The following is a 20,324-nucleotide window of genomic DNA, read 5'->3' as shown; positions in this document are numbered from 1 at the left end:
CGGCGGCCGCCCGCGTCCAGCAACTCCTGGCCCGCAAGGCCGCACTGCTGGGCTCCGCACTGACCCGGCGCGTCGCGGCGGGCGAGGTGGTGGCCGTCTCCACGGGTGACGTCGAGAAGATCGGCTGGTTCGTGGAGGCCGTGTCACGCTTCACCGCCGCGGCCGTCAGCATCGTGCTCGTCTGCGTCGGCCTGGTCGTCTACCAGCCGGCCCTCGGCGTGGTCGTCGCCGTGGGCCTGCCCGTCCTCGCGGTGGCGGTGCTGCCGCTGCTGCCCCGCGCGACCCGGCGCGCCGACTTCCAGCGCGAGAAGGCGGGACGGGCCACCGAGCTGGCCTCGGACACCGTCGCCGGGCTGCGCGTCCTGCGCGGCATCGGCGGCGAGGAACTGTTCCTCGACCGCTACCGCCGCGCCTCCCAGGAGGTCCGCCACGCGGCCGTGCGCAGCGCCCGGATGTGGTCGCTGATCTCGGCCATCCAGGTACTGCTGCCGGGGCTGCTGCTGATCGCGGTCGTCTGGTACGGCGTGCACCTGGCCCGCCAGGGCCGGATCACCGTCGGTGAACTCGTCACCGTCTACAGCTCCGTCATGATCCTCACGTATCCGTTGCGGCACTTCGAGGAAATCGCGATGGCCTACTCCTTCTCGCGGCCTTCGGCCAGGCGGGCGGCGCGGGTTCTGTCCCTGGAACGGGTCACGTCCGCCGAGGGGTCGCGCGAGGCCGATCTGCCCTCGGGCGACCTGTACGACCCGGCCAGCGGTCTGCTCGCGCCGGCCGGCCGGCTCACCGCCGTGGTGTGCGGCGACCCGGACGCGGCGGGCCGACTGGCGGAACGCCTCGGCGGACACCCCACGGAGGCGGGCGCATCGGCGCTGCTCGGCGGCGTCCCGCTGGACGAGCTGCCGCTCGACAGTGCTCGGACGGCCGTGCTGGTGCAGGACAAGGACCCGGTGCTTCTGTCGGGTTCGCTGCGCGAACTGCTCGACGTGCCCGCCTCGGGAGACGTCGGCGCCGAGGAGGCGCTGGCGGCCGCGCAGTGCGGGGACGTGCTGACGGCACTCGTACAGGGCTCGCTCGACACCGAGGACCCGATGGACGCCCGTATCACCGAACGCGGACGGTCCCTCTCCGGCGGCCAGCGCCAGCGGCTCGCACTGGCACGGTCGCTCATCACCGACCCGGAGGTGCTCGTCCTGGACGAACCGACCTCCGCCGTCGACTCCCACACCGAGGCCCGGATCGCGGAAGGCGTGCGCAGTCTCCGGGCGGGCCGTACCACGGTCGTCTTCACCTCCTCGCCGCTGCTCCTGGACCGGGCCGACCGAGTGGTGCTGGTGCACGAGGGCGAGGTGGCGGCGGTGGGCGTGCACCGGGAGCTGGTGCACAAGGAGCCCCGGTACCGGGCCGTGGTGACCCGCGAGACCGAGGACGAGGCCGCCCTGAGCGGCGCGCTGGACAAGCTGGACGAACTGGATGAGCTGGACGAGATCGAGGAGACCGCATGATCGGCGTGGCGCCACCGGCCTACGACCCGGCGGCCCCGACGACGGCGAACACCCTGCCCGTCGGCGCCACTGCGACCGTACGCGCCTATGTGGCCGAACTGTTCCGCCGGCACCGCCGTGCCTTCCTGCTCCTCATCACCGTCAACACCGTCGCCGTGGTCGCCTCGATGGCCGGCCCCTACCTGCTGGGCGGGCTCGTCGAGCGGGTGTCGGACGAGGCTCGTGAGCTGCACCTCGGCCTCACGGTGACACTGTTCGTGCTGGCGCTGGTCGTGCAGGCCGTGTTCGTCCGCGAGGTGCGGCTGCGGGGCGCGATGCTCGGCGAGCGGATGCTGGCCGACCTGCGCGAGGACTTCCTCGTGCGGTCGGTCGGGCTGCCGCCGGGTGTCCTGGAGCGGGCCGGCACGGGCGACCTGCTGTCCCGGATCACGACCGACATCGACCGGCTCGCCAACGCCATGCGCGAGGCCGTGCCCCAGCTGGCGATCGGCGTCGTGTGGGTGTGCCTGCTGCTGGGCGGACTGGTCGTCACGGCACCTCCGCTGGCGGGCGCAGTGCTGCTGGCGCTGCCGCTGCTGGTGGTCGGCTGCCGCTGGTACTTCCGGCGGGCGCCGGCCGCCTACCGCTCGGAGGCCGCCGGGTACGCGGCCGTCGCCGCCGCCCTCGCCGAGACCGTGGACGCCGGGCGCACTGTCGAGGCGCACCGCCTCGGCGCCGACCGGATTCAGCTGTCGGACCGGCGGATACGGGAGTGGACGGCCTGGGAGCGCTACACGCTCTGGCTCCGGTCGGTGCTGTTCCCGGTCATCAACATCACGCATGTGACAGTGCTCGCCTCGGTCCTCATGGTCGGCGGGGTCTTCGTGCTCCAGGGCTGGATCGGGGTCGGCCAGCTGACGACGGGTGCGTTGATCGCGCAGATGCTCGTCGACCCGGTGGGCCTGATCCTGCGCTGGTACGACGAGCTGCAGGTCGCCCAGGTGTCGCTGGCCCGGCTGGTCGGCGTCCGGGACGTCGAGCCGGACGCCGGTGACGACCGGCTCGCTCCCGACGGGCGCGATGTGCACGCCGACCGGGTGCACTTCGGCTACCTCGAGGGCGTGGACGTGCTGCGCAAGGTGTCCCTGGAGGTCGCTCCCGGCACCCGGCTGGCGCTGGTGGGCCCCTCGGGCGCCGGCAAGTCCACGCTGGGACGGCTGCTCGCCGGGATCTACGCGCCCCGGAACGGCCGGATCACCCTCGGCGGTGCGGAGCTGTCCCGCATGACCGCGGAACGCGTCCGCTCCCACGTGGCCCTCGTCAACCAGGAGCACCACGTCTTCGTGGGCTCCCTGCGCGACAACCTCCTGCTCGCCCTCCCCCACTCCCGGCTTCGTTCGAGCGAGGGGACCTCGGCCGACGCCGTCGATGCCGAGCTGTGGGCGGCGCTCGGGGCGGTCGACGCGGACGGGTGGGCGCGTGCGCTCGACGACGGTCTGGACACCGAGGTCGGTTCGGGCGGGCTGGCGCTCACTCCGGCCCAGGCCCAGCAGATCGCGCTGGCCCGGCTGGTGCTGGCCGACCCGCACACACTGGTCCTGGACGAGGCGACCTCCCTGCTCGACCCGCGCGCGGCACGTCACCTGGAACGGTCCCTGGCCCGCGTCCTCGACGGGCGCACGGTCGTCGCCATCGCCCACCGGCTGCACACCGCCCACGACGCGGACGTCATCGCCGTCGTTGAGGACGGCCGGATCAGCGAGTTGGGCAGCCACAACGAGCTGGTCGCGGCCGACGGGGCGTACGCAGCGCTGTGGCGCTCGTGGCATGGGTGACGGACTCCAACGACCGCCGGGCCACAGAGGGACAGGGGCCGATCCCAGTCCGGGCTCTGTGACTGCAGTGGATCGCCCGAGTCCAGGCCGCATCGCCACAGTGGTCATCCCCGATCGGCGCCCCGTGGCTACGGCGGTCCACCCCAGTTCATGGCCTGTGCCTGTGGCAGACCGCGCCGAGCCGGGGCCCGTGCCGTTGCGCTGGGGCGAAGAGGGGTGGAAGGCTGGATAACAGCGCAGGCTCGGGGAGCGCCCGCGAACCCCGCGGGACCACGTCGGGCGCAGCCTGTGTCCCCCGTACGGGCGGCCCGAGGCCGACCGTGGTGGGAATCCCCCCGTCTTCACCACCTGGAGGTACCCGTGAACAGCGCCGACGGATGGGGAGACGACGTCTACCAGCCCGACGGGTCCGAGCAAAGGGAGGACACGGGGCTGCTCGACGTGGAGGACACCCTGGAGAACGACGGTGTCAGCGACCCCCTCGACCGTGGCTGGTCCCCTCCGGAGAGGCCGTGGGCAGTGGAGCGCGCGGATGTGACGGCGGCCGAGCGCCAACGGGGCGAGACGCTGGACCAGCGGCTCGGCGAGGAACTGCCCGATCCGGCCGTACCCGACAGTGACGGCATCGGCGACCGCGACACCGACGGCGAACTCCTGGACAACGAGGTCGGCGCCGTCCGCTCCGGCCGCCTCGTGGCCCCCGACGAGGGAGCGCACGAGGACGAGGAGAGCGCGCTGATCGCCTCGGACGTCGGAATCGACGGCGCGGCCGCCTCCGCCGAGGAGGCCGCGATGCACATCGTCGACGAGGACGCCCTCTCCGGCTGACCCGCGCCCCACCTGCCCGATGCCCTCAGCACCGCCGTACCAGGAGCAGCCATGCAGCAGGACAAGCACCCCGACTACCACCCCGTCGTCTTCCGCGACCGCGCTGCCGGCTACGCGTTCCTGACTCGCTCCACCGCGACCAGCGACCAGACGATCGAGTGGGACGACGGCGCGACCTACCCGGTGGTGGACGTGGAGATCTCCTCCGAGAGCCACCCGTTCTACACCGGCAAGGCCCGCACCGTGGACACGGAGGGCCGCATCGCCCGCTTCGAACGGCGGTATGGCGAGGGCTCGCGGCAGGGCTCCGACTGAGGCAGAGACGGAGGCCGGCCGGCCGACACCCGACCCGGCCGGGACGGCGCCGCGCCTCAGATGACGTTGAGCGCGGCCGCGCCGCCCACTCCCCCGAGCAGCATGAACGCCGGCATCAGCACCTTGAGCTCCACCCAGCTGCCCGCGCGGAACCGCATGCCCTTCGGCGGCCCGACCGGGTACCACCGCTTGCGGCCCACCGGAATCGGCCACAGTATCGGGCAGCCCGACACGGTGAGCGCGTCCCCGATGTCGTGCACCAGTGCGCCGAGCACGATGGGCAGGCCCAGCCACAGGTACTCCTGGCCCGGCGCCGTGAACAGCCAGTCCGCGCCGTTGCCCGGCTTGTCCAGCACGCCGGCGAGGATCCACGCGCTCGTCGCGGCCAGCAGCCACACCAGGACGTCGCTGCTGGAACCCCGGGCCGCCCGCCACAGCAACCCCTCGATGGCCAGCACCATGTGCACGAAGAGGATCGCCAGCACCGCCCAGCGTCCGCCGGTGATCGCCAGGACCGAGGTGCCCGCGCCGATCAGGACCGCCCACAGCCAGGTGTGGGTGAGCGTGCGGTGGCCGCCGGAGCGGCGTGGATCGCCCTGCTTCCTGGTGGCCTTGTAGACGGCGTAGGAGAGCTTGTCGACGATCTCGCACATCCAACGCGAGATCGGCCCGAAGGCGCGTGAGATGGTGGCGGCCTTGTGGTCGAGGTCGGGGGCGAGCGCGGCGCCGGCGCAGATCAGTGCGCCGCACAACAGGACCGGCCAGGGCATCGGGCGTCCGGCCGCGGCGGCGGCCGCACCGACACCGAGCCAGGCTGCGGCCCCCGAAAGAGAGTGTGCTGGTCCCATCATCGCCGTAGCCCGCCCCGTTCCTTGTGTGCCGCTGTCCAGTTGACCTGGTGCGCCGACGTCGTGTCGGCGACACAGCGTAGCGTTCGCGATCTTCGTGCGGGCATCCGATTCCCTGATCGGGCGAGAGGCCAGGCAAGATGGGGGCGTGACCCTCATCGATCAGCTGCCGCAGACCGCCGACCCCGACGCCCTCTACGAAGCCTTCGAGTCGTGGGCCCAGGAGCGCGGTCTCACGCTCTACCCCCACCAGGAGGAGGCGCTGATCGAGGTGGTCTCCGGCGCGAACGTGATCGTGTCGACCCCCACCGGCTCCGGTAAGAGCATGATCGCCGCGGGCGCTCACTTCGCCGCGCTGGCCCGGGACGAGGTCACCTTCTACACGGCTCCGATCAAGGCACTCGTCTCGGAGAAGTTCTTCGAACTGTGCAAGCTGTTCGGCACCGAGAACGTCGGCATGCTCACCGGTGACGCGTCGGTCAACGCCGACGCCCCGGTCATCTGCTGCACTGCCGAGGTGCTCGCGTCGATAGCGCTGCGCGACGGCAAGGACGCGGACATCGGCCAGGTCGTCATGGACGAGTTCCACTTCTACGCGGAGCCGGACCGCGGCTGGGCGTGGCAGATCCCCCTGCTCGAGCTGCCGCAGGCGCAGTTCATCCTCATGTCGGCCACGCTCGGCGACGTCTCGATGTTCGAGAAGGACCTCACCCGGCGCACCGGCCGCCCGACCGCGGTGGTCCGCTCGGCGACCCGTCCTGTGCCGCTCTCCTACGCCTACCGGCGCACCCCGCTGACGGAGACGCTGACCGAACTGCTGGAGACCAAGCAGGCTCCCGTCTACATCGTGCACTTCACTCAGGCCCAGGCCGTGGAGCGTGCGCAGGCACTGATGAGCATCAACATGTGCTCGCGTGAGGAGAAGGAGCAGATCGCCGAGCTGATCGGCAACTTCCGCTTCACCACCAAGTTCGGGCGCAATCTCTCCCGATACGTCCGGCACGGCATCGGTGTGCATCACGCCGGCATGCTGCCCAAGTACCGCCGCCTGGTGGAGAAGCTGGCGCAGGCCGGTCTGCTGAAGGTCATCTGCGGCACCGACACCCTCGGCGTCGGTGTCAACGTGCCCATTCGGACCGTGCTGTTCACAGCTCTGACGAAGTACGACGGCAGCCGCGTGCGCACGCTGCGCGCGCGTGAGTTCCACCAGATCGCGGGGCGTGCCGGGCGTGCCGGCTTCGACACGGCGGGCTTTGTCGTCGCCCAGGCTCCGGAGCACGTGATCGAGAACGAGAAGGCGCTGGCCAAGGCGGGCGACGATCCCAAGAAGCGTCGGAAGGTCGTCCGCAAGAAGGCGCCCGAGGGCTTCGTCGCCTGGAGCGAGGACACCTTCGACAAACTCATCGCCTCCGAGCCGGAGCCGCTGACGTCCCGCTTCCGGGTGACGCACACGATGCTGCTGTCGGTGATCGCCCGGCCGGGCAACGCGTTCAAGGCGATGCGGCATCTCCTGGAGGACAACCACGAGCCGCGCAAGCAGCAGGTGCGGCACATCCGGCGCGCGATCGCCATCTACCGCTCGCTGCTGGACGGCGGCATCGTCGAGAAACTGGACGAGCCGGACGCCGAGGGGCGCATCGTCCGGCTCACCGTGGATCTGCAGCAGGACTTCGCGCTGAACCAGCCGCTGTCGACCTTCGCTCTGGCCGCCTTCGAGCTGCTGGACCCCGAATCGCCCTCGTACGCCCTGGACATGGTGTCCGTCGTCGAGTCGACGCTTGACGACCCGCGGCAGATCCTCGTCGCCCAGCAGAACAAGGCGCGGGGCGAGGCCGTCGCCGCCATGAAGGCGGACGGCGTCGAGTACGAGGAGCGCATGGAGCGCCTCCAGGACATCACCTACCCCAAGCCCCTGGAGGAGCTGCTCTTCCACGCGTACAACACGTACCGCAAGAGCCACCCGTGGGTCGGCGACCATCCGCTGTCGCCGAAGTCCGTCATCCGGGACATGTACGAACGGGCGCTGTCCTTCACGGAGTTGGTCTCCCATTACGAGCTGGCCCGTACCGAGGGCATCGTGCTGCGCTACCTGGCCAGCGCCTACAAGACCCTCGAGCACACCATCCCGGACGATCTCAAGTCCGAGGACCTGCAGGATCTGATCGAGTGGCTCGGCGAGATGGTGCGTCAGGTCGACTCCAGCCTGCTGGACGAGTGGGAGCAGCTCGCCAACCCGGAGGAGATGACCGCCGAGGAGGCGCAGGAGAAGGCCGACCAGGTGAAGCCGATCACCTCGAACGCGCGCGCCTTCCGCGTCCTCGTCCGCAACGCCATGTTCCGCCGTGTCGAGCTCGCCGCCCTCGACCAGGTCGAGGAGCTGGGCGAGATGGACGCCGAGTCCGGATGGGACGCCGACGCCTGGGGCGAGGCGATGGACAAGTACTGGGACGAGTACGACAGCCTCGGCACCGGTCCGGACGCCCGGGGTCCCAAGCTGCTGCTGATCGAGGAGGAGCCGGAGAACGGGCTGTGGCGCGTCCGGCAGATCTTCGACGACCCGAACAGCGATCACGACTGGGGCATCAGCGCCGAGATCGACCTCACGGCCTCCGACGCCGAGGGCCGTGCCGTGGTCCGCGTCACCGACGTCGGACAGCTGTGAGCACTGGAGAAGGACACCGATGACAAACCCGGCCGAGAGGCTCGTCGACCTGCTCGACCTCGAGCAGATCGAGGTCAACATCTTCCGTGGCCGCAGCCCCCAGGAGTCCCTGCAGCGCGTCTTCGGCGGCCAGGTGGCCGGCCAGGCGCTGGTCGCCGCCGGGCGCACCACGGAGGGCGACCGCCCGGTGCACTCGCTGCACGCGTACTTCCTGCGCCCGGGCCGGCCGGGCGTGCCGATCGTGTACCAGGTCGAACGGGTGAGGGACGGGCGGTCGTTCACGACCCGCCGGGTCACCACCGTACAGCAGGGCCGCACGATCTTCAATCTCACCGCCTCCTTTCACAAGCCTGAGGTTGGGAGCTTCGAGCACCAGCTGCCGCCGGCGCGTGAGGTGCCGGACCCGGAGTCCCTGCCGTCGGTCATGGACGAGGTCCGGGAGCATCTGGGCGCGCTGCCCGAGCAGTTGGAGCGGATGGCGCGCCGTCAGCCCTTCGACATCCGGTATGTGGACCGGCTGCGCTGGACTCCCGAGGAGGTCAAGGGCGCCGAGCCGCGCAGTGCGGTGTGGATGCGCGCGGTCGGACCGCTCGGCGACGACCCGCTGGTGCACACCTGCGCGTTGACGTACGCCAGCGACATGACCCTGCTGGACGCGGTCCGCATCCCGGTCGAACCGCTGTGGGGGCCGCGGGGGTTCGACATGGCGTCGCTGGACCACGCGATGTGGTTCCACCGGCCGTTCCGCGCGGACGAGTGGTTCCTGTACGACCAGGAGTCCCCGATCGCGACGGGCGGGCGCGGGCTTGCGCGCGGGCGGATCTACGACCTTCAGGGGCGGCTGCTGGTGTCCGTCGTGCAAGAGGGGCTGTTCAGGGCGCTGTAGGGGAGCGTCCAGCCGTCCCGGGAAGGGCTGTTCAGGGCGCTGTGAGTCAGGTGCTTCTGCGGCGCAGCCAGCTCAGCAGGCGGTGGGTTCGCTCCGGCTCGGACGGGTGTGCATCATGCCGTGGCGCCGGCGGCGCCTGCCGGGGTGCGGGGCGGGGCGCGGGCCGGTGCTCGCGCGCCTCGTCCAGGGCTTGTGCCAGGTCCGCCCGCAGCCAGCCGATCTCGTCCGGGTCACCCGCCGTCATGATCCTCTCGGCGAGCAGCGCGGTCGGTGAACCGGGGGCGCCATGGTTCGGTGGCCCCGGTCGGAACCGGTTGAGGTGGGCGCGCTCGTAGGGGTCCTTGGCGATGTCCGCGATCTGGACGGGATCGAGCAGGGCGGCCAGGGCCCCGGCGCGCTGCCACGGGTCCTCGGCCTGGCGCAGCAGGAACCCCAGATGCCGTCCCCGCCAGTTGCGGGGGCGGAGGTCCAGTCCGGTGTCCAACTGCTCCCGCAGTCCTTCGGGCATACGCCCCTTCACCAGGTAGGCGTTCTTCTCGTCGGCCGCGAACTGCCGGATTTCGTCGGCCAGATACAGCCATACGAGTGCCCGATAGCGGTTCAGGTAGAAGTAGACGGGCACCACCAGGCCCAGACGGGCGAGGCGGGTGAACCTCTCCTTCGTCACCTCCATGATGGCCGCGGCTTCGCCGGTACCCACGGCCCGCACGCTCTCATGGAGCGACTGGGGAAACCCGTCCTCCGCGCGCAGCCGGTCGATCTCGGCGGGCGCCACGCGACGCCCTCCCCCGCCTTCGTCGGGCACGGTGCGGATGCGTCCCAGGTGTACGGCGAGATCGAACTCGCGCCGCTTGAGGCCCAGTTCGCGAGCCGCGCGGCTCGGCGTGTACGTCACGCGGTCCGGTGTCGTGATGGTGTTGCCTGACATGGTCCGTCTCCCCCGTGGAGTCATCTGCTCACGCTGTGTGCGCTCGCCGTGACACAAACCGTAGCCGGTCGCACGGATCTCGTGACCGGCCTGTGGATAACTCCACGAGGGTCGAAGAACCCGCAGGTCAGGGGTCTAGCCGGGTGCGCTCGGGCTGTCGGGCGTCCACGCCGAGGTGCTCGCCGACCCGGTTGACGAGCAGCGTCATCTCGTAGGCGATCTGGCCGATGTCGGCCTCCGCGGCGCTGAGCACGCACAGGCAGCTGCCGCTGCCCGCCGCCGTGACGAAGAGCACCGCATCATCGAACTCCACCATCGTCTGGCGCACCTGTCCGGCGCCGAAGTGACGTCCCGATCCCTTGGCCAGGCTGTGCAGTCCGGACGCGACGGCGGCGAGATGCTCGGCGTCCTCGCGTCGTAGCCCGGTACTCGCTCCCGTCACCAGCCCGTCGTTGGACAGGACCAGGGCGTGCCGCACATGTTCGACGCGCTCGGTCAGATCGTCCAGTAGCCAGCCAAGTCCCTGGTTGTGCGCCATGGTTCGGTCTCCCCGTGTGATGACTCCCCCTGGCCGGAGGATCTCTCCGTCAGCCTTCCCCACGACCGGCGCGCGGGCAAGGAACATGGGGGCATGGCAGAGAAGATGACCGACAAGGAATGGCGGGAGTTCGTCTCGTACGGCACCCGCACCGGAAAGCTGTCGACGGTCCGGGCCGACGGGAGCCCGCATGTGACGCCGATCTGGTTCCTGCTCGACGGAGACGAGGTGGTGTTCAACACGGGCAAGGGGAGTGTGAAGGGGCGCAATCTGGCGCGGGACGGCCGGGTCGCCCTCTGCGTGGACGACGACCGGCCGCCGTTCGACTACGTGGTGCTGCAGGGCCGCGCCCGTCTTTCGGAGGACCTCGACGAGCTCCGGCTCTGGGCCACGCGTATCGGTGCGCGGTACATGGGTGAGGAGCGTGCCGAGGAGTTCGGTGCCCGCAACGGTGTGCCGGGGGAACTCCTCGTCCGCGTCACGATCGACAAGGTCGTGGCGCAGAAAGCCGTGGCCGGCTGAAGCCCTGGTCAGGTGAGGCGGTCATCCCACGGAGTCGAGCAGCCGGGCGGTGTGCATCCGTCCGGCGTACTCGACGAGTCGGATCAGGACCTCCTTTCCCGAGTCGCGATCGCGGGCGTCGCAGAGCACGACGGGCGTGCCCTGGTCGAGGTCGAGGGCGCGGGAGACATCCTGGGCGCCGTAGGTCCGGGCGCCCGCGAAGCAGTTGACGGCCACCACGAACGGGATGTGCCGGTGTTCGAAGTAGTCCACCGCCGGGAAGCAGTCCTCGAGGCGACGGGTGTCGGCCAGCACCACAGCTCCGAGGGCTCCCTGCGACAGCTCGTCCCACAGGAACCAGAAGCGGTCCTGGCCGGGCGTGCCGAACAGGTAGAGGGAGAGGCCGGACCGGATCGTGATGCGGCCGAAGTCCATGGCGACGGTCGTCGTGACCTTCTGGTCCACGCCGTCGGTGTCGTCCACCAACTGGCCCACCTCGCTGAGCAGTTCCTCGGTGCGCAGCGGCCTGATCTCACTGACCGCACCCACCAGGGTGGTCTTGCCCACGCCGAATCCGCCGGCGACCAGTATCTTCAGCGCCAGGGCGGCCGTCTCGCCACCTGTGGCGTCCAAGGCCTCGGAGACCATCGATCACTTCTCTCGGGAGTGCCGGCAGGGATGGACGTCGGTACGTGCGTGCCGTGCCCCGGCACGTCGTCCGCGCACGGCTTCGGTGCATGGGTGCGAAGTCAGCATGAGGCGGTCCGGGTCCGGGGTGTTCTGAACGTTCATCTACAGCGCCCGCAGTCCTGCGATGACCTCGCGCAGAATCCGTTCGTCGGGCAGCTGTGCGGGCGGCACCGGACGGCTGACCGTGACGCAGCCGAGCTCCAGGAGGTCGCCGAGGAGGACCCGGACGACGCCGACGGGGAGGTCGGCGTCCGCGGCCAGCTCGGCGACCGACTGGGTTTCCGTGCGGCACAGCTCGATCAAGGTGCGGTGCTCCGGCCCGAGCGCGATGTCGTCGTCGACGTCCGGAGCGCCCGGGTCGAGTGTGACCAGGGCGATCAGGTCGAACCGCACCCCGGTGGGGCCGGGCTTGGTGCGGCCTCCCGTCATGGCGTACGGGCGGACCAACGGGCCGGCCTCGCCGTCGTACCACTGGCTGCCCTGCTGGTGCGGGGTGCCCTGGATGTCCTCGGTCATGGCTGTGGACCGCCTTCTCGCCTCATCCGGCGGCGGGCGGCCGCGCGCCGACGCGCGGCGCCGTGTAGAGATGCTCACCGACGCGCTTGACCAGCCGTGCCATCTCGTACGCCACCAGGCCGATGTCGGCGGTCACTGCGGTGAGGACGGCGAGGCAGGAGCCGTCGCCGGCCGCGGCCACGAACAGGAAGGCGTCGTCCATCTCCACCATGGTCTGGCGCACACCGCCGGCGCCGAAGTGCCGGCCCGCCCCCTTGGCCAGGCTGTGGAAGCCGGAGGCGACCGCGGCGAGGTGTTCCGCGTCCTCGCGGCCGAGGTCGGTGGAGGCGCCCACCGCGAGCCCGTCGTTGGAGAGCACCACGGCATGCCGCACTTCGTGCACACGCAGTACCAAGTCGTCCAGCAGCCAGTCGAGTTCGCCGGACCTCCCCCACTCTCGGCTTCGCTCGAGCGGGGGGACCCCCACGGCGGCTCTCATGCTCGGGTCCTGGATCATGCGGGGTCTCCTTCACTGCTGTCGCTGCCGCCTGCGGGATCCGGTGCGGCACCGCGGCCGGGTTGCCGGCCGCCACCGCGCGCCCATCCGTCGCGATAGGCCGCCATCCGGTCCCGTACGAGTTCGGGGGTACGCCGGTCGTCGTTCCGTGGGTCGGACGGCTGCGCCGTGTCCTCGGGACGTCGGTCGCGCAGTTGGGGTGCGAGGTTCGCCTGCCGTACGCGGCGTGGGAGGTCTTCGGAGCCTTCGGGGCTGTCCGTGGGCCGGTGCAGGCGCAGGGTGGCCACTCCGGGGGGCGGGGTTTCGGGGCCGGTCTCCGTCGCCGCCGGGATCGGAGCCACGAGGGCGGGCCGGTCGGCCGTCTGAGGGACGACCTCCTGATGCCGGGGGCCACCGGGCACGCGCGCGTACTCGGGTTCCGTTTCCACCGCCTTGCTGGGGGAACGTTCCGGCGCGCCGCTGTGCAGCAGGGCCGTGGGCAGCAGGACGACCGCCGTGGTGCCGCCGTAGGGCGAGGTGCGCAGGTGCACCTTGATGTCGTGCCGTGCCGCGAGCCTGCTGACCACGAACAGGCCGAGCCGGTCGCTGTCGAACAGGTCCAGGGCCTCGGACTGGGCGATACGGCGGTTCGCCTCGGCGAGGGTTCCCTTGCCCATGCCCAGGCCGCGATCCTCGACCTCGACGGCGTAGCCGTTGCCGACGGGCTCTCCGGTGATGCGCACGCGCGTGTGCGGGGGCGAGAACTGGGCGGCGTTCTCCACGATCTCCGCAAGGAGGTGCGTGAGGTCGGCGACGGCGGCGCCGATGACGGAGGCTTCGGGGAGTTGTCGTACCTCCACGCGCGCGTAGTCCTCGACTTCGGAGACGGCCGCGCGGACGACGTTCGTGAGCGGCACCGGCATGCGCCAGGCCCGGCCGGGTGCCGCGCCGGAGAGGATGATCAGGCTTTCCGCGTGGCGCCGCATGCGGGTGGTGAGGTGGTCGAGCCGGAACAGGTCGCTGAGTTCGTTCGGGTCCTCGGAACGGCGTTCCATGCTGTCGAGGAGGCTCAACTGACGGTGGACGAGGACCTGGCTGCGGCGGGCGAGGTTGACGAAGACCCCCGAGATGCCGCTGGCGAGTTCGGCGCGCTCCACGGCGGCGCGCAGCGCGGCTCGGTGCACACTGCCGAGGGCCTCGGCGACCTGGCCGGTCTCGTCCTCCGCGGGCGGCCCGGGCGGTGCCTCGGCCCGGACATCGATCTCCTCGCCCGCGCGCAGCTTCCGCATGGCCTCGGGGAGTTTGCGGCGGGCTATCTCCAGGGCGCTGTTGCGCAGACTCACCAGCTCGACGACGAGGGCGCGTCCGATCCGTACGGAGATCACCAGCGACGCGGCGACGGCGGCGAGACCGAGGAGTACGGCAGCGCCTGCGGGGCTGAGCAGTCCGCGGGTGAACGGGTCGGCCCGGTCCGCGACACCGCGGGCGGCGTCCTGTTCGATCGTGCGCATGCCGCCCTGCATGCGTGCGTGTGCCCGCTCCCAGTCGGCTTCGGGTGCGGCCTCGATCGCCCGGGCGCCCGGGCCGACGGCCAGCACCTCGTCCTCGAGGGTGCCGAGGGCGGCGTAGTCACCGCCGTCGGCGAGGTTCCGCCAGGCGGCGCGTTCGTCACCGCGCAGGTCGGCGACGGCGGACTCGGTCAGGGCGCGGCGGGTGTCGATGGCGCCGGTGAACAGCCGCAGCCGCTCGCCGCCCAGGCCACCCGCGAGGCGCGCGCTGGTGATCAGCACGTCCTCTTGGGCCAGGGCCTCGCCCGCGCGGGAGAATTCGAGCAGTACGCGCGCGTCGGAGCCGAGTTCGGCGTCCTGGATACCGGTGAGGGCGCCGCCCACGCCGAAGGCCGTGGAGATGGTCTTGGTGTAGCGGTCGTACGTCTCGTCCCATCCGGCGCGGCGGTCGAGCACCGCGGTCCGCAGCGGGCGCAGTTGCTCGGCGCCGGTGACGAAGGCGTCGAGGCGCTGGGCCACTCCCGCGGGCAGCTCCTGGCCGTCCGCGACGGTGCTGCGGTCGCCGAGCCGCAGTTCCGCCACTGCCCGGTCCGTGCGCTGCGCGAGCTGCTTGAGGTCGCCGCCCTGTCCGGCGGAGGGGTCGGTCGCATGGCGTACGGCGGCGGCGCGCTCGGCCTGGAGTGCGGCCACCGCGGCCGCGACGGGGGCCCGTACCTCGGAGTCCACGCGCTGCAACTGCCGCAGCCGGGAGACGTCCTGGACGGTGGTGACGGTCGCGTACGCCCACAGGGCCAGCAGTGACACGACGGGGACCATCAACAGGCAGACGATCTTGGCGCGGACGGTGCGCGGCCGGATGCGCCAGTGGTCCGCGCGCGGGGACCCGCCCTCCGGCGCCGCATCGGCGGCCTCGTCCGGGCCCTCGTCCGCCGGTGGTCCGGCGTGCGCGCGGCGGCCGCGTACGGGGGGTGTGGGCGGCGTCTGGGCGCCTGACGTGGGGGTCCTACGGGGTGTACGCATGGCCTCCTCGCTCGGAAGGGTTCGGGGCGTGCCGGTGCGCATGCGCCGTCAGCGGGCGACGCTCTCGACGGGCCGTTGGGCCGACGCGGATGCCTCGCGCTCCCCCGCCGTCGGCGACAGCGCCACGAAGGCCGAGGTCAGGAAGAGGTAGGACCCGAGGCCGACGGCGAGGGGGAAGACGAACTGCATCGCCGTGGCCCCGGGCAGGACCTCGCCGGAGGGGGTGACCTGCACGCGTACCGCGAACATCCCGGTGTAGTGCATGCTGCTCACCGCCGCTCCCATGACGAGGGAGGCGACGGTGACCGCGATGGGCGACTTGATGTTGAGCGCCGCCCACAGGGCCGCTGTCGCCGCGACGACGGCGATCACGACGGAGAGGGCGACGAACATCGGGTCGTACGTCACGTCACCGTGCAGTCGGACCGCCGCCATGCCCAGGTAGTGCATGCTCGCGACCCCCAGCCCGGTGGTGAGACCGCCAAGGAGCAGGGCACGGGTCCGGTCGTGGCCGTAGCCGACGGCGAAGACGCCGGCGCTGACCACGATCATGGCCACGAGCAGGCTGAGGACGGTCAGCGGTACGTCGTAGCGGATCTCGGTGCCGCTGACGCTGAAGCCGAGCATGGCCACGAAGTGCATGGTCCAGATGCCCGTGCCGATGGCCGAGGCGGCCGTGACGAGCCAGTTGCGGCGTGAACGCCCCGTGGCGCCGAGCGCGCGGACGGTGCAGCGGAGCCCGAGTGCGGCGCCTATGCAGGCCATCGCGTACGACAGCACGGGGGTCAGCCAGCCGAAGGCGGCGTGGTCCAGGTGTCCCATGGCCCCGGGACGCTAGTCGGGGCACGGGCGCACAAAGGGGGCGCATTTCGAAAGCTGTTGGAATATGACGCAGAAATGTACCTGAACGATCGCGTCCAGCTCGAACGTGTGCGCCGACGCGTCATCCGTGACGGTGAGGGATCATGCGGAACATGAACGACGACCGCACACACGTCCAGGAGTTCTTCGCCGCCCGCGCAGCCGACTGGGACACCCGGTTCCCCGACGACGGCCCCGCCTACGCGGCGGCGGTGGCCGAGCTCGGTCTTCACGAGGGTGATCGTGTCCTCGATGCCGGCTGCGGCACCGGACGTGCCCTGCCGCCCCTGCGGGCGGCCGTGGGGCCCTCCGGAGTGGTCCTCGGCGCCGATCTGACGCCCGCCATGCTAGAAGCCGCCGTACGGTCCGGACGGGACCGCGACGGGCGGCTGCTGCTCGCGGACGTGGCCGCGCTGCCGTTGCGCGCGCGGTCGCTCGACGCGGTGTTCGCGGCGGGCCTGATCGCCCACTTGCCCGACCCGGCCGAGAATCTGCGGGAGCTGGCACGTGTGGTGCGCCCCGGCGGCAGACTGGCGCTCTTCCACCCGATCGGACGGGAGGCGCTCGCCGCCCGCCAGGGTCGGCAGATCACCCCGGACGACCTCCGCGCGGAGCCCAACCTGCGTGCGTTGCTGACCCGTTCGGGGTGGCGCATGACGTCGTACGTCGACGAGGATGCCCGCTTCCTGGCCCTGGCGGTCCGCGAGAGCTGACCCGTGGTCGAACGGATCGGTCCGGCCGCTCACCGCGCCGTCCCTCTTCTGTCGCCGGAGCTCCAACCCTACGTTGAGGAGCGGCTGATGAACGATCGGCGACGCCATGGAGGGGGAAGGTGGTCACAGTGTTCGACAGAGTCCGCAAGTCCTGGGCAGGATTCCGCGAGGCCTTGCGGTCGGAGCGGGGCACCGGCGAGGACAAACGTACGCACAACCTGTTCGAGGCGGCCGCCGCATACGTGTCGGCGTGCGCGGAGGACGACCAGGAGCGGATCGACGAGGCTGCGGGCTGGGTGTCGCCGGAGGCGCCGTCGTTCGGGGTGAACGAGCTGGCGTGCCGGGCCGTCATCGCGCTGGCGCGGGAGCGCGACGAGTCGCCGCGGACCGTCGCCCGTGCGCTGCTGGGGCTGCCGGTGGCCTGACGTACCCGCCCAGGGCGGGCGATTCTGCCCCGACCAGCCGGATAACCGCAGCTCCGGATGGTCCGCGGAGTCGTGACAAGCTCGTCCCGGTCGCACTAGGGTGCGCGCCGTTGGACGAACTCCTGGGGAGGCTGGGATGGCCGGGACGGACGAGACCGCCGTCGCCGCCGCGGACGATGCGCTCTATGTGCTCACGGCGGTGCTGCTGACGCCGGCGCAGTTCCCGAGCGTGCTGGGCGACGACTACCCGGAGGCCTGCGCGGCGCTCGGTCTCGCGCCGCTCGCCGACGGGTACGGCCTGGTGCTCGGACAGGACGGCGACGGCGCACGGTGGACGGTCGTCACCGACGACGTGTCGCTGGTCGCCGTCGCCATCGCCTCGTGGGACTGCGGCATGGAGTACGACCTGTCGCCCGACGAGCGGTCCGTCGTCGCGGCCCTGCCCGGCTGGCCCCTGGCGGTCGCCGTTGCGGCGCCCGGCGTGCCCGAGCCGCACGATCCCGACCCCGACCCCGCGGACGGTCCCCCGCTGTGTCCCCCCGACACCAGCAACTGGGGGCCGGCCCAGCGACGGCTCGGTGCCGACGAGATCGCGCTCCAGTGGGCGGTGTGGCGCGAGCAGATCGACGACGCCGAGTTCGTGACGCCGGACGGTTCCGCCAGGGCCGCGGAGGGCGGGGACGGCAAGGACGTGAGCCCGGGGCGCACCGGCATCCGGCGCGTGCTCGCCGAGGCGCGCGCGTACGTGGACACCCCGCCGCCGCTCGGCCGCGTCCGCTCGTCCTTCGCCCCGGGAGACGCACGGACGCTGCGGGCCGACGGTCCCGGTTGGTCGCTGGTGGCCAGGACCGACGACATCGCGTTCGTGCTGCTCGACGAGGTGCCCGGCGAGGTCCTGCCGGTGGGCCGGGGGCCGGAACTGCCGGGTCTGCTGGAGGCGCTCGACAAGATGGCCGTACGGCCCAGTTGATCCGGGACTGCCACCGTAGGGCTTCACGCCCCTCGCCTGTCAGGGACATCCATACGGAGACGGCGTCATATGTGGTGCCAGTCCATGGAAGACGCGGATGGGGAGCCGCACGATAGGGCAGCCCGCGGCTCTGCTCCCCTACCGCTCCCCGGCATGCTCTGGAGGCCCCCGATGCGTCCTTCCCGTGGTGTTCCCTCGGTTGCCGCCGCCCTTGCGGCAGCGATTGCGGCAGCGGCTCTCAGCGCGCCGGCACCCGCCGCTGCCGCGGGCGTCGGCGACAGCCACTGCGAACGACAAGAACGTGTGCGCGTGCCGGGCGCGGAGTTCCAGCGAACCGCCTGTCTGGCCGACCTGACCACCACGGGGCTGGCCGGCACCCCGTACACCGACCTGGCCGACCAGGCGGGACTGACCGCCCGGGCCACCCGGACACCGTCCGGCGTGCCCGGGGTGCAGGTCGACGGCTACTTCCCGGACTCCTCGCATTTCAACGCCACGCATGGCTGGCGGCATGACGCGCAGTTCGTGATCCGCCTGCCGGACCGCTGGAACGGCGGTCTCGTCGTCACGGGGGCGCCCGGCACCCGCAGGCAGTACGCGACCGACAAGGCGATCTCCGATCAGGTGCTGGCCCAGGGATATGCATACGCCGCGACCGACAAGGGCAACAACGGGACCGACTTCTACCGCGACGGCACCCGGCCCGGCGACGCGGTCGCCGAGTGGAACGCGCGCACGACCCAGCTCACGCGCGCGGCGCGGAAGGCCGTCGCCCAGCGGTACGGGCACGCCCCGCGCCGCACGTACATGACCGGCATCTCCAACGGCGGCTATCTCACGCGCTGGCAGTTGGAGAACCATCCAGAGCTGTATGACGGCGGTGTGGACTGGGAGGGTGCGCTGTGGACGGCGGACGGCCCCAATCTGCTCACCTCCCTGCCCACGGCGGTGGCGCGGGTCCTCGGCTCGGCGTCGGAAGAGGAGTTGTACTCGGTGGGCTTCGCGCGCGGCTCGGAGTTTCTGTGGCCGTACCACGAGAAGGCCTACTGGGGTGTCACGCAGAAGACGTATCGGGCGGAGTTCGACCCCGCATACGATCCCCGCTGCCCCGGACCGTCCGCCGGTACGACGACCGAGGAGATCCTGGCGCCCTGTGCGTCCGACGCGGCCTACGACTACGCCTCGCGTCCCGCGTCCGTCCATCGCGCCGTGGCCCGGGTGGCGCTGACCGGACGCATCGGGAGGCCGCTGATCACGCTGCACGGGGACCTGGACGCGCTGCTGCCCAAGGCGGCCGACTCCGACGTGTACGAGGGCATGGTCGACGCCCGCGGGCGGGGTCCGCTGCATCGGTACTACACCGTCCAGGGTGGAACCCATGTCGACGGGCTGTACGACACCTACCCGGACCGGTTGCGGCCGATCCTGCCCTGCTATCGGGCTGCCTTCGACGCGCTCGTCGCATGGGTCGAGCAGGGCACCCGTCCGCCCGCGGACCGGACCGTCGCCCGGCCCACGGACGGTGACGTGGTCGACTCGTGTGCACTGGACGGCACCGGTCCGGGCGGTAGCGCGTCAGCGGCCGAGCTCCTTGCGTCCGGCACGACGCAGCCTGCGTCGCTGCGAGGGGTCCAGCGCGAGGTACGCGGCGGCCGGGACTCCCAGCACGATCAGCAGCGCGGCCCACCAGGGAAGCCAGATCAGCAGGATGAGCCCGGCCGCCACACCTCCTGCGGCGATCTTCGCGTTCTTCGACATATGTGTCGCCTCCTTCGCGGCCACTGCCGCTCTCTGTCCTGAAAACGGGCCCGCGCTTCCGGCGGTTCCGGATCGCGACCCTGAGACGCACCCTGAGACATCCCTGACGCCCGACCCTTACCCACCCCCGAGTGCCGCCAAGTGGTCCAGGTCACAGCCAAAGCATGCCGGGTCGGCCGGCGATGTGCCGTATCCTCGGCGACTCCGACCCCAGGTAGTCAAATTTGAGGAATGCGGACTTCGCTGTGCAGAGGACTCCCGCGGCATCCCCCTCCGAGATCTCCGAACTGGCCCGCTGCTGTGCCGTGTTCCTGCCGGGCGATCCCGCCCGCACCGGCAGCGTAGCCTTCTGGCGGCCGGACGGCGCCGCTCCGCCGGGCGTCGACGGCGGCACCGTCGAGGACCTGGGCGTCGTCCTGCCCGGCGGAGACGGCGTGGAGCTGGTAGGCGTGTCCGCCCTGTTGCTCCCCGTGCGCGCGGCCCTGCCCGTTCTCACGCGCGCGCGTGTGGCCCCGCAGGGACATCGTTCGGCCGTGTTCTGGGGAGCGGCCGCGGTGCTGGCC

At 71.5% G+C, this 20,324-nt stretch carries 19 protein-coding genes and 2 pseudogenes; 12 read left to right on the top strand and 9 right to left on the bottom strand.

Translation table 11 applies throughout. From position 1 onward, the window contains the following. The 4 genes from ACTWQJ_RS22605 to ACTWQJ_RS22590 all read left to right on the top strand — a co-directional run. The coding region (locus tag ACTWQJ_RS22605) for an ABC transporter transmembrane domain-containing protein (protein WP_443308426.1) at positions 1–1,505 on the top strand (1,505 nt) is incomplete at its 5' end. Continuing rightward, positions 1,502–3,319, top strand: a complete 1,818-nt coding sequence (locus ACTWQJ_RS22600) for an ABC transporter ATP-binding protein (protein WP_443308425.1) — start codon at positions 1,502–1,504, stop codon at positions 3,317–3,319. The genes ACTWQJ_RS22605 and ACTWQJ_RS22600, both read left to right, overlap by 4 nt. A gap of 360 nt (positions 3,320–3,679) precedes the next feature. Continuing rightward, complete coding sequence (locus tag ACTWQJ_RS22595; protein ID WP_443308424.1) at positions 3,680–4,147, top strand: DUF5709 domain-containing protein; 468 nt, start codon at positions 3,680–3,682, stop codon at positions 4,145–4,147. Positions 4,148–4,198: 51 nt separating this feature from the next. Further along, positions 4,199–4,462, top strand: coding sequence for a type B 50S ribosomal protein L31 (locus tag ACTWQJ_RS22590; RefSeq protein WP_443308423.1), 264 nt, complete (start codon positions 4,199–4,201; stop codon positions 4,460–4,462). Between the two features lie 56 nt (positions 4,463–4,518). On the opposite strand, the gene ACTWQJ_RS22585 is transcribed toward ACTWQJ_RS22590, so the two are convergent. After that, on the bottom strand, positions 4,519–5,313 hold the full coding sequence (locus tag ACTWQJ_RS22585; protein WP_443308422.1) for a metal-dependent hydrolase: 795 nt from the start codon (positions 5,311–5,313) through the stop codon (positions 4,519–4,521). A 145-nt stretch (positions 5,314–5,458) separates the two neighbouring features. Between ACTWQJ_RS22585 and ACTWQJ_RS22580 the strand changes: the two genes are divergently transcribed. Both ACTWQJ_RS22580 and ACTWQJ_RS22575 read left to right on the top strand, forming a co-directional pair. Beyond that, on the top strand, positions 5,459–7,972 hold the full coding sequence (locus tag ACTWQJ_RS22580) for a DEAD/DEAH box helicase (protein ID WP_443308421.1): 2,514 nt from the start codon (positions 5,459–5,461) through the stop codon (positions 7,970–7,972). A gap of 19 nt (positions 7,973–7,991) precedes the next feature. Next, positions 7,992–8,858, top strand: coding sequence for an acyl-CoA thioesterase (locus ACTWQJ_RS22575; protein ID WP_443308420.1), 867 nt, complete (start codon positions 7,992–7,994; stop codon positions 8,856–8,858). 46 nt (positions 8,859–8,904) lie between these two features. Here the strand turns inward: ACTWQJ_RS22575 and ACTWQJ_RS22570 are convergent, their stop codons facing one another. Further along, positions 8,905–9,786: a DUF6397 family protein gene (locus tag ACTWQJ_RS22570; RefSeq protein ID WP_443308419.1), complete on the bottom strand. Its 882-nt coding sequence runs from the start codon at positions 9,784–9,786 to the stop codon at positions 8,905–8,907. 127 nt (positions 9,787–9,913) lie between these two features. After that, complete coding sequence (locus ACTWQJ_RS22565) at positions 9,914–10,324, bottom strand: roadblock/LC7 domain-containing protein (protein ID WP_129796562.1); 411 nt, start codon at positions 10,322–10,324, stop codon at positions 9,914–9,916. A gap of 93 nt (positions 10,325–10,417) precedes the next feature. Between ACTWQJ_RS22565 and ACTWQJ_RS22560 the strand changes: the two genes are divergently transcribed. After that, positions 10,418–10,846, top strand: a complete 429-nt coding sequence (locus tag ACTWQJ_RS22560) for a PPOX class F420-dependent oxidoreductase (RefSeq protein ID WP_443308418.1) — start codon at positions 10,418–10,420, stop codon at positions 10,844–10,846. A 21-nt stretch (positions 10,847–10,867) separates the two neighbouring features. Here ACTWQJ_RS22560 and ACTWQJ_RS22555 read toward each other — a convergent pair whose 3' ends face one another. From ACTWQJ_RS22555 to ACTWQJ_RS22535, 5 genes are all read right to left on the bottom strand, one after another. Further along, a complete protein-coding gene (locus ACTWQJ_RS22555; RefSeq protein ID WP_443308417.1) occupies positions 10,868–11,473 on the bottom strand; it encodes a GTP-binding protein in 606 nt (201 codons plus the stop codon). 144 nt (positions 11,474–11,617) lie between these two features. Further along, entirely contained in the window at positions 11,618–12,031 is a 414-nt protein-coding gene (locus tag ACTWQJ_RS22550) for a DUF742 domain-containing protein (protein ID WP_443308416.1), read from the bottom strand. A 22-nt stretch (positions 12,032–12,053) separates the two neighbouring features. Next, positions 12,054–12,527 carry a roadblock/LC7 domain-containing protein gene (locus ACTWQJ_RS22545; protein ID WP_385508935.1) on the bottom strand — a complete coding sequence of 158 codons (474 nt, stop codon included), beginning with the start codon at positions 12,525–12,527 and terminating at the stop codon, positions 12,054–12,056. Further along, the gene (locus ACTWQJ_RS22540; protein WP_443308415.1) at positions 12,524–15,034 is read right to left on the bottom strand and encodes a sensor histidine kinase; all 2,511 of its coding nucleotides are present in this window, start codon (positions 15,032–15,034) and stop codon (positions 12,524–12,526) included. The genes ACTWQJ_RS22545 and ACTWQJ_RS22540 overlap by 4 nt, the downstream gene beginning before the upstream one ends. Before the next feature lie 48 nt (positions 15,035–15,082). Next, a complete protein-coding gene (locus ACTWQJ_RS22535) occupies positions 15,083–15,856 on the bottom strand; it encodes an MHYT domain-containing protein (protein WP_443308414.1) in 774 nt (257 codons plus the stop codon). A 152-nt stretch (positions 15,857–16,008) separates the two neighbouring features. On the opposite strand from ACTWQJ_RS22535, the gene ACTWQJ_RS22530 reads away from it, so the two are divergent. From ACTWQJ_RS22530 to ACTWQJ_RS22515, 4 genes and pseudogenes are all read left to right on the top strand, one after another. Beyond that, positions 16,009–16,608, top strand: coding sequence for a class I SAM-dependent methyltransferase (locus ACTWQJ_RS22530; protein ID WP_443308413.1), 600 nt, complete (start codon positions 16,009–16,011; stop codon positions 16,606–16,608). A 128-nt stretch (positions 16,609–16,736) separates the two neighbouring features. Further along, on the top strand, positions 16,737–17,033 hold the full coding sequence (locus ACTWQJ_RS22525) for a hypothetical protein (protein ID WP_443308412.1): 297 nt from the start codon (positions 16,737–16,739) through the stop codon (positions 17,031–17,033). A 136-nt stretch (positions 17,034–17,169) separates the two neighbouring features. Further along, complete coding sequence (locus ACTWQJ_RS22520; RefSeq protein WP_443308411.1) at positions 17,170–18,003, top strand: hypothetical protein; 834 nt, start codon at positions 17,170–17,172, stop codon at positions 18,001–18,003. Positions 18,004–18,174: 171 nt separating this feature from the next. Further along, positions 18,175–19,563 (top strand): annotated as a pseudogene (locus tag ACTWQJ_RS22515) (tannase/feruloyl esterase family alpha/beta hydrolase); the annotation flags it as partial. A gap of 15 nt (positions 19,564–19,578) precedes the next feature. Here ACTWQJ_RS22515 and ACTWQJ_RS22510 read toward each other — a convergent pair. Then, positions 19,579–19,761, bottom strand: a complete 183-nt coding sequence (locus tag ACTWQJ_RS22510; protein ID WP_443308427.1) for a hypothetical protein — start codon at positions 19,759–19,761, stop codon at positions 19,579–19,581. A 245-nt stretch (positions 19,762–20,006) separates the two neighbouring features. Here ACTWQJ_RS22510 and ACTWQJ_RS22505 point away from each other — a divergent pair. After that, positions 20,007–20,324 (top strand): annotated as a pseudogene (locus ACTWQJ_RS22505) (ATP-dependent helicase); the annotation flags it as partial.

The organism is Streptomyces sp. KR55 (genome assembly GCF_052245645.1).
In the GTDB taxonomy this organism is placed as follows: Bacteria; Actinomycetota; Actinomycetes; order Streptomycetales; family Streptomycetaceae; genus Streptomyces; species Streptomyces flavusporus.
The sequence above is the reverse complement of the archived record's forward strand: the minus strand, read 5'-3'. Positions and strand labels throughout refer to the sequence as shown.